This is a genomic window from Bradyrhizobium sp. 521_C7_N1_3 (assembly GCF_052075975.1).
Taxonomy (GTDB): domain Bacteria; phylum Pseudomonadota; class Alphaproteobacteria; order Rhizobiales; family Xanthobacteraceae; genus Bradyrhizobium; species Bradyrhizobium japonicum.
In genome coordinates this window covers 88,371-100,643 of the sequence record NZ_CP197232.1, presented here as the reverse complement: position 1 = coordinate 100,643, position 12,273 = coordinate 88,371, and the positions used below count along the sequence as shown (strand labels likewise).

Annotated in this window: 10 protein-coding genes; 1 reads left to right on the top strand and 9 read right to left on the bottom strand. The window is 66.2% G+C overall.

All coding sequences use genetic code 11. The features are described 5' to 3' along the window. Positions 1 to 236: 236 nt before the first annotated feature. The 8 genes from AB7008_RS00415 to ubiE form a co-directional block, all read right to left on the bottom strand. Positions 237 to 959: a nucleotidyltransferase family protein gene (locus tag AB7008_RS00415; protein WP_441258246.1), complete on the bottom strand. Its 723-nt coding sequence runs from the start codon at positions 957 to 959 to the stop codon at positions 237 to 239. Positions 960 to 1,114: 155 nt separating this feature from the next. Continuing rightward, complete coding sequence (locus AB7008_RS00410) at positions 1,115 to 1,432, bottom strand: PilZ domain-containing protein (RefSeq protein WP_028155432.1); 318 nt, start codon at positions 1,430 to 1,432, stop codon at positions 1,115 to 1,117. Between the two features lie 89 nt (positions 1,433 to 1,521). Continuing rightward, positions 1,522 to 3,090, bottom strand: a complete 1,569-nt coding sequence (tsaE, locus tag AB7008_RS00405) for a tRNA (adenosine(37)-N6)-threonylcarbamoyltransferase complex ATPase subunit type 1 TsaE (protein ID WP_441258245.1) — start codon at positions 3,088 to 3,090, stop codon at positions 1,522 to 1,524. Then, complete coding sequence (locus AB7008_RS00400) at positions 3,087 to 5,591, bottom strand: sensor histidine kinase (protein WP_028155430.1); 2,505 nt, start codon at positions 5,589 to 5,591, stop codon at positions 3,087 to 3,089. Before AB7008_RS00400 ends, tsaE begins: the two co-directional genes overlap by 4 nt. A 190-nt stretch (positions 5,592 to 5,781) precedes the next feature. Beyond that, a complete protein-coding gene (gene dut, locus AB7008_RS00395; RefSeq protein ID WP_248880678.1) occupies positions 5,782 to 6,240 on the bottom strand; it encodes a dUTP diphosphatase in 459 nt (152 codons plus the stop codon). Next, entirely contained in the window at positions 6,237 to 7,688 is a 1,452-nt protein-coding gene (gene coaBC / locus AB7008_RS00390) for a bifunctional phosphopantothenoylcysteine decarboxylase/phosphopantothenate--cysteine ligase CoaBC (RefSeq protein WP_304492176.1), read from the bottom strand. Before coaBC ends, dut begins: the two co-directional genes overlap by 4 nt. A 57-nt stretch (positions 7,689 to 7,745) precedes the next feature. Then, positions 7,746 to 9,320: a 2-polyprenylphenol 6-hydroxylase gene (gene ubiB / locus AB7008_RS00385; protein ID WP_028155427.1), complete on the bottom strand. Its 1,575-nt coding sequence runs from the start codon at positions 9,318 to 9,320 to the stop codon at positions 7,746 to 7,748. Further along, the gene (gene ubiE / locus AB7008_RS00380) at positions 9,317 to 10,078 is read right to left on the bottom strand and encodes a bifunctional demethylmenaquinone methyltransferase/2-methoxy-6-polyprenyl-1,4-benzoquinol methylase UbiE (protein ID WP_028155426.1); all 762 of its coding nucleotides are present in this window, start codon (positions 10,076 to 10,078) and stop codon (positions 9,317 to 9,319) included. The genes ubiB and ubiE overlap by 4 nt, the downstream gene beginning before the upstream one ends. Positions 10,079 to 10,159: 81 nt before the next feature. Here ubiE and mutM point away from each other — a divergent pair, with 81 nt between their 5' ends. After that, positions 10,160 to 11,059 carry a bifunctional DNA-formamidopyrimidine glycosylase/DNA-(apurinic or apyrimidinic site) lyase gene (gene mutM, locus AB7008_RS00375; RefSeq protein ID WP_441258244.1) on the top strand — a complete coding sequence of 300 codons (900 nt, stop codon included), beginning with the start codon at positions 10,160 to 10,162 and terminating at the stop codon, positions 11,057 to 11,059. Positions 11,060 to 11,307: 248 nt separating this feature from the next. On the opposite strand, the gene AB7008_RS00370 is transcribed toward mutM, so the two are convergent. Further along, positions 11,308 to 12,051, bottom strand: coding sequence for a nucleotide-binding protein (locus AB7008_RS00370; RefSeq protein WP_441258243.1), 744 nt, complete (start codon positions 12,049 to 12,051; stop codon positions 11,308 to 11,310). Positions 12,052 to 12,273 lie beyond the last annotated feature (222 nt).

Below are 12,273 nucleotides of genomic sequence, written 5' to 3'. Positions count from 1 at the left end.
CCTGATTCGGGAATCAGGCGCCAATATAGGGAGGCGGATTCAAATGGATATGGGTGGAGGGGAGATAGTCCCCGCTGTTCGCTTTACGCCGCTCTCGTCCCCGGACGCAACGCGGCATGAAATGACGCGTTGCTGAGCCGGGGCCTATGCTGCTTGGTCGAATTTGTGAGCCTGCTGGGTCCCGGCTCTGCGGAGCGGCACTTCGCGCCGCACCGCGTCCGGGACACGAGAGCGGCTTACGCCACGCTCTCCAGAAACGCCTCTTCCGCCGCATGCACGGCATCGGGCGTGCCGACATGCATCCAGACGCCGTCGAGGCGGAGGCCGAACAGCCGCTCCTGCTCGTTGGCGCGGTCGAACATCCTGGTCAGCGAGAACTCGCCCTGCGGTGCGTTGGCGAAGATCGATGGCGACAGGATCGCCGCGCCGGCATAGACGAACGGAACGACCTCTTTTTCCTTGCGCTTGCGCAGGGCGCCGTCGGGCAGCATGCCGTAATCGCCGCGGCCGCTATAGCCGATGCTGGTCGCGGTCGGCGCCATCAAGAGCAGGATGTCCATGCGCTCAGGGTCGAAGTCTTCCGCAAGCCGCGCCAGGTTCGAGCGCACGCCGTCGATCCACAGCGTGTCGGAATTGACATGGAAGAACGGCGCGTCGCCGAGCAGCGGCAGCGCCTTGACCACACCACCGCCGGTGCCGAGCACCTGGTCGCGCTCGTCCGAGATGGTCACGCGCGGATGCTGGCGGGATGCGGTGTGGTTGATGATCTGGTCCGGCAGATAGTGCACATTGACGATCGCCTCGGTCACGCCGGCGTCGCCGAGCTTGTCGAGCACATGGTCCAGCAGCGGCTGACCGGCCACCGGCACGAGCGGCTTCGGCATCTTCTCCGTCAACGGACGCATGCGCAGCCCGAACCCCGCGGCGAGCACCATGGCTTTGGTCGGCTTGACGGACATCGTTCGCTTTCTCGGACTCGTCTTTCCCGGAATCCTGGACTTGAGAACTTTTGAAGTTCGCGTACGCAGCAATCCTAACACGGACCGCAATCGGCCGCACCGCGTCTTAACCGCCTTAACCACCTGCCGTGACGGTTGTACGACGGGTGTGGCCGTCACGCCCCAACGGATGTGGAACGGGCCTTCTTCTTCTTGTCGCCGAGCTTGAGAAAATTGACGCCGATCTGGTCGCCATTGACCCAGGCCAGCTCGCAGCGCCGGTACGCAAGTCCGGTGGACGAGAGCAGGAGAAAAAATTCCTTCAGATGCAGGCCTTCGACCGAACCGTCGATGGTCAGCTTGGCACCGTTCTCGGAGACGTCCTCCATGGTGCACTCGCGCCGCCAGGTGCCGTCGATCCCCATCATCTGGGCCGGTATCCCGCGCTCGAAAACAACCCGGCTGTTGCCACGATGGTCCGTCTTGACCGCCATCTGCCCTTGCTCCAGCCCCGTCCTTGTCCGGCTGCCTGCGGGCGATGATACCGATCCGATGGCTAACAGGCGGTAAATCGGGCCGCGAATCAAGCTTGGGGCTGCCCTTCAGTCAGCTCTTCAGACGATTCTTGGGACGCCCCTTGGGGCGGCGGGACGTTGGCGAGATACCAGTCGCGCAGGTGCGCCAGCGCGGGATGTGCCAGCGAGCGCTGGAGGTAGGTCCAGATCCGCGGCTGGTGGCGCAGATATTGCGGCTTACCGTCGCGGCGGTTGAGGCGGGCGAAGGTGCCGAGCAGGCGCGTGTTCCGTTGCGCCGACATGATCGCATAGAGCTCGGCGAAGCCAGCCGGATCGAAGCTCGCATCGTCTGCGCGGCGCGCCTTGATGTAGCGCGACAGCAGCGTCAGCTCGATGTTTTCGGGCACGTCGATGCGGGCATCCTGGAGCAGCGAGACGACGTCGTAGGATTGTGGTCCGAGCACCGTGTCCTGGAAGTCGATCACACCGACGCGCGCGATGCCGGTGCGCATCCCGAGCCAGATCAGATTGGGCGAGTGGAAGTCGCGGATGATCCACGTCCTCGGCGCGGCCAGCGGCTTCTTCAGCAGCTCGCGCCACATCGCGAAAAACTCTGCGCGCTTCCCGTCGCTCAGCGGCGCATTGCGGTCGGGCAGATACCATTCCGGCATCAACCCGATTTCGATCAGAAGTGCTTCGGTGTCGAACACGGGAATAGCGTAGGTCTGGCTCGCCAGCGGCAGTGTCTCCGGCAGCGTCGTGCGATGTAGCGCGGCCAGCACGTCGGTTGCAGCCTCGTAGCGCTCGGGAATCGGGCGCGGCGGATCGCCCTCGATCACGCCTTCGCTGCCGAAATCTTCGGTGATCAGGAAGCCGTGGTCGAGATCGGAATGATGGATCGCGGGCGCGGAGATGCCTTGCGCGCGCAGGCCCTCGTCGATGGCGACGAAGGGCTTGACGTTCTCGGCGAGATGCACCGCCGCGCTGTAGGATTTTCCGTTGTACATCGCAGCGCCGTCGGGCCGCTGCGGAAAATTCATGAGGATGACGATCTCGTCGTCGCGCAGCAGTCGCGCATAGGAGCGGGTCGAGGCATCGCCGGCCATGCGCTTGTGCGTTGCATCCATGTAGCCGGATGCCTCGAGGAATTCCCGCAGCGTCTTCAGCCGCGCGACTTGCGCGGCGGCCTTGCCGTAACCGGTGATGTCGGCAGCGCGCGCATTCGAGCCCAGCGCCGGCCGGTGCGTCAGCGCGATGTCGATGCGGTCTTGCGGCATCGCCGACGGCGCGCGCTCCGGCCATTCGATCAGGACGAGCGTGGCATCGGGAAGCGGCGACAGGCCGATCTCCTCGAGCTCGCTTTCGTCCTCGACGCGGTAGAGGTCGGCGTGCATCACCGGAAACGGCGGCAGCTCGTAACCCTGCACCAGCGTGAAGGTCGGGCTCGGGACTTCCAGCGTCTCGTCGCCGGCGAGATAGCGGATCATGGCGCGCGCAGCCGCTGTCTTGCCGGCGCCGAGATCGCCGGTGAGGGTGATGACGTCGCCGGGGCCGACCAGCAGCGCGAGGTCGGCCATCAATTGTGCGGTGGCCGTCTCGTTGACAAGCGCGACGGAGAATGTGGTCGGTTCAGTCATTCGGCGGCGTCGCGATGCGCCGCCTGGTCGGTCGGGAAGTCGCAGATCACGACCGTGCCCCTGCCCACGATCGAATCCACCCGTACCTTGCCGCCATGCAGCTCGACGAAGGAGCGCACGAGCGACAGGCCGAGCCCGGCGCCGCGGTGACGCGACCCCTGCGAGCGGCTTTCGAACCAGTTGAACACCTTGTCCTTCATGTCGGCAGGTATTCCAGGCCCGGAATCTGTCACAGTGAAGACCACGCTGCGTTCGGTGCGGCGTGCACTGATGCCGACGGTGGAATCCTGTGGAGAAAACCCGACGGCGTTGGCGAGGAGGTTATAGAGCACCTGCACCACGCGCTTCTCGTCGCCGACGAAGCTGCCGATATCCGGCGCGATCTCGACCTTGAGTCGGATGCGGTCGGTGGCGAGGCGGTCCTGGATGCCCTCGGCGGCGAGCTCGATGGCCTTGCTGACGTCGACCGGGCCGAGTTCCAGCTTCATGGCGCCGGCGTCGATCGTGGCGAGATCCAGGATGTTGTTGGTCAGCGCCAGCAGGGCGTTGGTGGATTTGGTGACATAGTCGAGATATTCGGCCTGTTTCGGCGTCAGCGGCCCGGTCGAGGGATCGCTGAGGAAATGAGCGAAGCCGATGATGGTGGTGAGCGGCGAGCGCAGCTCGTAGGAGACGTGGTGGACGAAATCCACCTTCATCTGGTCGGCGGCCTCCAGCGCCTCGTTGCGCTCGCGCAGCGCACGCTCGACATTCTCGGTGTCGGTGATGTCCTGGAACGTCAGCATGGTCGCGCCGTCATGCAGCGGACGGATCATGCCGTCGAGCACGCTGCCGTCCTTGCGCTCCAGCTTCAGCGGCACGTCGGCGCGGCTCTCGATCGAGGTAACGGCCTCGCGGATCTGCCGCCAGACTTGCGCGTCGTCGAACAATTGATGGCACCAGCCTTCGACCGTCTGGATGTGCGGCTCGTCGCGCATGGCGTCGCTCGACAGCTTCCACATCCGGACGAAGGCCGGATTGAACAGCTGCGCCCTGCCGTTGCTGCCGAACACCGCGACGCCCTCGGCGAGGCTGTCCAGCGTCTCGCGCTGCACGCGGATCATGCCGTCGAAGCGGCGGGCGAGTTCGAGGCTCTCGGTGACGTCGTCGAACAGATAGGTGACGCCGCCTTCCGGATTCGGCGTGGTGACGACGGAGAGCGCGCGGCCGTCGGGCAGGTACCAGGTGTCCTTGGCGGCCTCGACCGCGCGATAGGCTTCGTGCAGCTTGGCCTTCCAGGCGCGGAAGTCCGGCTGCTCCGGCAGCTTGCGCGCGGCGCGGAGCTGGTCGAGCACGCTGGAATCGTCGGGATCGGCGTCGAGGAAGGTGCGGTCGAGGTCCCACAGCCGGCGGTAGGAATCGTTGTAGAAGGCGAGCCGGCGGTGGCCGTCGAACACGGCAACGCCCGAGGAGAGCTGGTCCAGCGTGCGCCGATGCGCCTCCGCCATCCGCACCAGCGCGGAGCTCAGCCCATCCGCCTCGCTGGCATCGATGGCGACGCCGACATTGCCGCTGCCGACATTCACCGCGCGGACGTCGTAGATGCGCCGCTCGCCGCCGATCACGATCGGCAGTCGCGAGGTGAAACTGGCCGCGTCCTTCAGGCCCCGCTCCATCGCGGTCCGGTCGGCACTGTCGAGCAGCTCGAGCTTGCGCTGCTGGGCGTCGGTGACGCTGCTCGCCTCGGTCGCGCGCACATAGGCCGGATTGGCGTAGCTCAGCGCGCCGTTCTCGGCCTTGGCCCAGATCGGCCAGGGCGCGGCGGCGGCAAAGCCGCGCAGCATCTCGGTCTCGTCGGCGAGGGCCTTGTAACGCAGATTGGTCTCGGCCAGATCGCGCCGGAGTCCGGAGAGTTCGCGAATCCTGACGATGGCCTGGCCGCCGATGGCGCGGCCGATGGCCTCCAGCGTGTGGCCGTGCGCGGTGGTCAGCGTCAGCTGGAATCCGTCGCCGCGGTCACGCAGCGCATCGACCGCGTGATCCATTTGGAGCGCGGGCTCCGGCGGCAGCCATGTTCCGAACGCGAGGACGCGCTGGGGGGAGGAATCGCGCGGCAGCACCATGGAGATGTCGCCGGAAATCTGCGCGCGATTGTCGCCGGCCGGCCAGGAGATCAGGATCTGCGGCTCGGCGAACAGCAGCGCGCCGAAGCGATCGGACTGGAGTTGCAGTTCCCCGATTCGCGCGCGCAGCCGCGCTTCGTTGTTCGCCGTGCGCACGCGCGTGCGCATCAACAGGATCGCGGCCACGACCGAGAAGCCGAGCAGCGCGAGCGCGGTGGCCAGCACCGCGAGTTCCTGCCGGTTGAAGTCCAGCATTATGGAAAGTGTGTCGACGAGGTCGGCAGCCTCAGCCGGCGCAGCCGGCAGCAGCGCCGCGAGAGCGCCTCCCAACAAGCCGTTGCGCGCCAACGATGTGCACGACAGCAGCGTCCGACGCATCGACACGATCACGCCTGACATAGTTGCCCCAGATCGCACGAATTTGCGCGCGGCGACCCCCGTCGCGCGCGAATCAAACGACAATACCCCCACCGTGACTCCAGCGGTAAGAGTCCAGATCGTGAACGCAAAGGCGGTCCCACAAAAATGCCGGGCGCGCGGTTCCAACCCACGTAGTTCTTCGGGATGATTCGGCTGGAGCTGCCGTGCGTTAGCGGCCGGTCGAGCCGAAGCCGCCGGCGCCGCGATCGGTCGCGGACAATGTCGCCACGGGAACCAGCGCGGCCTGCACCACCGGCGCAATCACCATCTGCGCGATGCGCTCGCCGCGCTTGACCACGAAGGGCGCCGCGCCGTGGTTGATCAGGATCACCTTGATCTCGCCGCGATAGTCCGCATCGATCGTGCCCGGCGAGTTGAGCACGGTGACGCCGTGCTTGGCGGCAAGGCCCGAGCGCGGCCGCACCTGCGCCTCGTGACCGGGCGGCAGCGCGATCGCGAGACCCGTCGGCACCAGCGCATATTGGCCGGCGGCGAGCGTCAGCGGCTCGCTGTCGAGCACTGCGGCCATCAGGTCGAGGCCGGCCGCTTCGGAGGTCTGATAGGCCGGCAGCGGAAGGCCTTCGGCGTGGGCCAGTTGCTGCAGTTCGACCGTGACTTTCGTGCTCAAGATGCCGGCTCCCGGGATTTGTCGGTCACGCTCTTTGCGACATGCGCGACCAGCTCGATGGCGACCTGTTCCTTGGTCATCACCGGCCAGGAATCAACTGCGATCTCGCCGTCCTCCTCACCATTCTTGCGACTGATCAGATGCACGGTGTTGCGGTCGCCGCCCATCACGCCGGTCGCCGGCGAGACGTCGTTGGCGACGATCCAGTCGCAGCCCTTGCGGGCCAGCTTGGACTTGGCGTTGTCGATGAGGTGCTCGGTCTCGGCGGCAAAGCCGATCACCAGCGACGGGCGCCGGTCGGTCAGCTTCGAGATCGTGGCGAGGATGTCGGGATTCTCGACCAGCTGAAGCGGCGGCATGCCGGCCGAGGTCTTCTTCAGCTTCTGCTCGCCTTCACTGGCGACCCGCCAGTCGGCGACCGCGGCCGCGAAGATCGCGATGTCGGCGGGAAGCGCCGCCTGCACCTGCTCCAGCATCTGCCGGGCCGACTCCACGCGCTTCACCGTCACGCCCGGGGGATCGCCGAGATCGACCGGGCCGCTAACCAGGATCACCTCGGCGCCTGCGGCTTGCGCGGCGGCGGCGATGGCAAAGCCCTGCTTGCCGGAGGAGCGGTTGGCGATGTAGCGCACCGGGTCGATCGGCTCGTGGGTGGGACCTGCGGTGATCAGCACCCGCTTGCCGGCGAGCGGGCGCGGCACCGGCGGCCGCAGCAGGCGCTCGGCGGCGGTGGCGATCTCGATTGCCTCGGACATGCGGCCGATTCCGGCTTCGCCTGCCTCGGCCATCTCGCCGGAATTCGGGCCGATCAGCACCACGCCGTCACGCTGAAGCTGCGCCACGTTGCGGCGGGTCGCCGCATTGTTCCACATCAGCGGATTCATCGCCGGCGCCAGCAGGACCTTGCGGTTGGTCGCGAGCAGGATGGCGCTGGCGAGATCGTCGGCATGGCCATTGGCCATCTTCGCCAGAAGATCGGCGGTCGCGGGCGCGACGACGATCAGGTCGCAGTCGCGCGCCAGGCGAATGTGCCCGGCGTCGAACTCGCTCTGGGGGTCGAACAGGTCGGTGTAGACCCGCTCGTGCGACAGCGCGCTCACGGCCAGCGGCGTGACGAATTGCTGCGCCGCCTTGGTCAGGACGCAACGGACCTCGATCCGACGTTCCTTGAGCCGCCGGATCAGGTCGAGCGACTTGTAGGCCGCGATCCCGCCGCCGATGATCAGGGTGACGCTGGCCTCGGGGAGGGCGCCGGTCCGTTGCGGCGCGCCGGCTGCGGATTGGGCCGGCGGCAACGCAAACGGCGTCAGCGGCTCCTCGCGGCCCTCGATCAACTCCCCGAGGATGACCCGGACCTCTTCCTCGACCGACCTGCGGTTCCTGGCCGAGCGAAGGCGCAAATAGGTTTTGACGCCCTCGTCGAGCTTGCGGATGGTCAGGCTTGCCATGACGCCCCTCCAGCACGGAATGATAGCGATGCTATCGCTTCCGTGATTGCAGTGCAATCACAGATTCCGGACGGCGATCAGGATTCCGATGAAGGTGGCGGCGATGATCCAGAGCGCCACGGTACGCCAGCGGTTCTTGCGGCCTTCGCTGCGGCCCATCGCGGCGATACTCTCCGGTGACAGCCGGATGCCTTCCCGCGTCATGGTCTCGAGCTGCTCGAGCACAGCGACCGAGCGTTGCGCGATGTCGGGCAGGCGCGTCAGCACGCGGGCGAGGTCGCTGCCGCCGGAGAGCGCGCCCTGCACCCGGCCGAGCGGGCCGAGATTGCGCTCGATCCATTCGCGCACCACGGGGTCGGCGATCTTCCAGATGTCGAGCTTGGGATCGAAGGCGCGCGCCACGCCCTCGACCACCACCATGGTCTTCTGCAACAGGATCAGCTCGGGCCGCGTCGTCATGTCGAACAGGCCGGTGACCTCGAGCAGCAGCGTCAGCAGCCGCGCCATCGAGATCTCTTCGGCGGTACGGTTGTGGATCGGCTCGCCGATGGCGCGGATGGCCTGCGCGAAATTCTCGACCGAGTGATGCGCCGGCACATAGCCCGCCTCGAAATGCACCTCGGCGACGCGACGATAGTCGCGGGTGATGAAGCCGAGCAGGATCTCGGCGAGGAAGCGCCGCTCCTTCATCCCGAGCCGGCCCATGATGCCGAAATCGACCGCGACCAGACGGCCGGCGTCATCGAGGAACAGATTGCCCGGATGCATGTCGGCGTGGAAGAAGCCGTCGCGCAGCGCATGGCGCAGAAAGCTCTGGATCACCTTGCGGCCGAGATCGGGCAGGTCGACCTGCGCCTCTGCCAGGCGCTTGTGATCGTTCAGCGCGATGCCGTCGATCCACTCCATCGTCAGCACGTTGTGCGTGGTGCGGTCCCAGTCGACGGTCGGCACGCGAAAATCAGGATCGTCGCGCGTGTTCTCCGCCATCTCGGACAGCGCGGCAGCCTCGAGCCGCAGGTCCATCTCCATCGCGACCGAGCGCGACATGGTGTTGATGACCTCGATGAGACGCAGGCGCCGCGCCTCGGATGAATGGGCCTCGGCCTCGTGGGCGACGAAGAAGAAATCCGAGAGATCGCGGCGGAAGCGCGAGGCCACGTTTGGCCTCAGCACCTTGACCGCGACCGCCTTGCGGACGCCGTTGTGCTCGACCTCGCCGCGATGCACCTGCGCGATCGAGGCGGCCGCGACCGGCGGGCCGAACGTGACGAAGACATCCTTCAGCGGCCGTTCCAGCGAGGTCGCGATGGCAGCCTCCGCTTCCGCTTGCGGAAACGGCGGCAGCCGATCCTGAAGGCTTTCGAGGTCGTGCGCCATGTTGACGCCGACCACGTCGGGGCGCGTTGCCAGAAACTGACCGAGCTTGAGATAGGCCGGACCCATCCGCGTCAGCGCGCGTGCTATCCGCGGTCCGTGCTTGACGCCACGGCGTTCGATCAACCGCGCAAGCTTCAACGCAAGCTGTCCGGGCGGCGGCACCAGGGTCGGATCGACGGAACCGAACACGCCCTCGCGCGCAAACACGAACGCGGCGCGGATCAGGCGCGAAATGTGGGTAATGGAAGAAATCACAAACGCCAGCCCGAATGCAGTGCGACGATGCCGCCGGACAAGGTCTGCCAGCCGACGCGGGCGAAGCCGGCGTCGCGGATCATGTCGGCGAAGGCGTTGGGTTTTGGAAACTTGCGGATCGATTCGACGAGATACTGGTAGGACTCCGCGTCGCCCGTGACCATGCGGCCGAGCGGCGGGATCACCTTGAACGAGAACAGGTCATAGATCCGGTCGAGCCCGGGCATCTCGACGGTGGAGAATTCCAGGCACAGGAAGCGGCTGCCGGGCTTGAGCACGCGATAGGCCTCGCGCAGCGCCAGGTCGATTCGCGGCACATTGCGAATGCCGAAAGCGATCGTATATGCGTCAAAGCTGCGGTCGGCGAAGGCGAGCGCTTCGGCATTGCCTTCGACGAAATCGACCTGGGTCTCGAGATGCCGCTTCGCGGCACGCTCGCGGCCCACGGCCAGCATCCCGGCGTTGATGTCGCAGACCGTGGCATGGAAGCCGGGCCCCGCCGCCTTGGCAGCGCGGAACGAGATGTCGCCGGTGCCGCCGGCAACATCGAGCAGCGCGAACGGCCGGTCACCCCGCGGCGGGTTGAGCGCGTTGATCATGATGTCCTTCCAGACCCGGTGCAGACCACCGGACATCAGGTCGTTCATCAGGTCATAGCGCGACGCCACGCTGTGAAACACATCGTTCACCAGCGTCTGCTTGTCCCCCAGGGGAACGTCCCTGAAGCCAAAATGCGTGGTTTCGCCCGGCCGATCCATTACTCTACTCCACTGGGCGGACCATAGCGCGGCCGCCGCAATGGCGCTATCACACCGCCCTCATAAGGTGAATGCCTGACCATGCCTGAATTGCCCGAAGTCGAGACCGTCCGCCGCGGCCTTCAGCCCGTCATGGAGGGTGCGAAGATCCTCGTCGCGGAGGCCCGCAGGCCGGATCTGCGCTTTCCGTTCCAGCCCGATTTCGTGGCCCGGCTCCAGGGGCAGGTCGTCACGGGGCTTGGCCGCCGTGCAAAATATCTCATGGCCGATCTCGCCTCCGGCGACGTGCTGCTGATGCATCTGGGCATGTCGGGCTCGTTCCGCGTCATCAAGCCGGACAACGAGGCCGCGCCGGGCGAGTTTCACTACCCGCGCGGTAAGGACTCCACGCACGACCACGTGCTGTTTCGGATGTCCTCCGGCGCCGACATCGTGTTCAACGACCCGCGCCGCTTCGGTTACATGAAAGTGATCGCGCGCAACGCGCTTGAGGACGAGCCACTGCTGCGCGATCTCGGTCCCGAGCCGCTCGGCAACGAATTCGACGCCGCGATGCTGGCGCGATCGTGCGAGGGCAAGACGACGAGCCTGAAGGCCGCGCTGCTCGACCAGCGCGTGGTCGCCGGGCTCGGCAACATCTATGTCTGCGAAGCGCTGCATCGCTCGCATCTGTCGCCGCGCCGCATTGCTGCGACGCTCGCGACCAAGGGTCGCAAGGGTGTTGGCGGCGGCGAGCCGACCGATCATGCGAAGCGGCTGGTGAGTGCCATTCACACCGTGCTCAACGACGCGATCAAGGCCGGCGGCTCCAGCTTGCGCGACCATCGCCAGACCTCGGGCGAGCTCGGCTATTTCCAGCATTCCTTCAAGGTCTATGACCGCGAGGGCGAGACCTGCAAGACGCCAGGGTGCGGCGGCACGATCAAGCGCTTCACCCAGAACGGCCGTTCCACCTTCTGGTGTGCGAAATGTCAGAAGTGACGTAGCACCGTAGCCCGGATGAAGCGCAGCGCAATCCGGGTCCAGCCTCTCCGCGGAGAGACTTTCCCGGATTTCGCTTCGCTTCATCCGGGCTACAAGAAGCGGCGCTTGCAATGACCGGTAGATGCAGCGTCCCAAAAGCACGAAGCGAAACAATCCGGCCGGGCTGGTGGCCGGATTGCTTCGTCGCTTGGACTCTTCAACCGGATAAGTGAAGAGGCCGCCCGTCGTCCGAGCGATCGCCGGGCTCAGGACGCCAGTGTCGTGGTCTCGTCCGCTGAACGCTCGGTGGCGGCATGCAGCATCCCGCCCGCGACCGAGATGACATGGTCGATCAGGACATTGGTCGTGGCTTCGAGTTCGAGCCGGGTCTCGATCCAGCGCCAGAGGCCGCGGATCTCGTCCGCCGACTTGCCGTTCGGCGCGAATTCGCTGACGGCGAGGCCGCTCGCGAGCGAGTCCTGGTGGTCGTTGCGTATTGCGATCAGCGGGCGCGCGAGCACTTCGGCGAGATCGAGGGCGGCTTCCTCGGCGAGCGTGTTGGCGGCGTTGTCGATGCGCTGGCCGCGGATCGGCGCCTGGTTCAGCACGAAGCCGTAGGGCCGCTTCCAGGCGCGCGCGACGCTCAGCGTCGAGACGGTCGCCTCGATGTCGGCAACGCTCGGGCGAGCCGGAATCAGGCAGAGGTCGGAATGGCGGATCGCGGCGGTGGTCGCGGCGCTGAGGCCGGCCGCGGTGTCGACGATCGCGAGCTGCAGGCCGCTGTCGGCCAGCATCTTCAGGCGCGGCGCGATGTCGGCCGCGTGATAGATCGGCTCGACGACGAGATCGTCAGCTTGGCGGCGACGCTGCCAGTTGGACAGGGTACCCTGCGGGTCGGTTTCGATCAGGCGGACGGTGAAGCCGGCCTGCTTGGCCGCCAGCGCGAGGCCGATGGCAAGCGTGCTCTTGCCACTGCCACCCTTTTGGGTGGCCAGTACGATCGTGTGCATGGAAAGTTGAATCCTTTGGAATGCTTGGGTCTCTGGGGTAACGCCACGCGAACGTGCATCGCTTCTCGATGCTGAGCTCTACTCGCTCAGGACGTGCCCTGCCCGATCCAAAGGGGACCGCGGATGTCCGAATCAACGATAGCGATGATGGCAGAATCGGGAATGCCAGCTAATCCGTACCAATACTGGACCAGTCATCGCGCGTATGATGTGCTTGCCGCC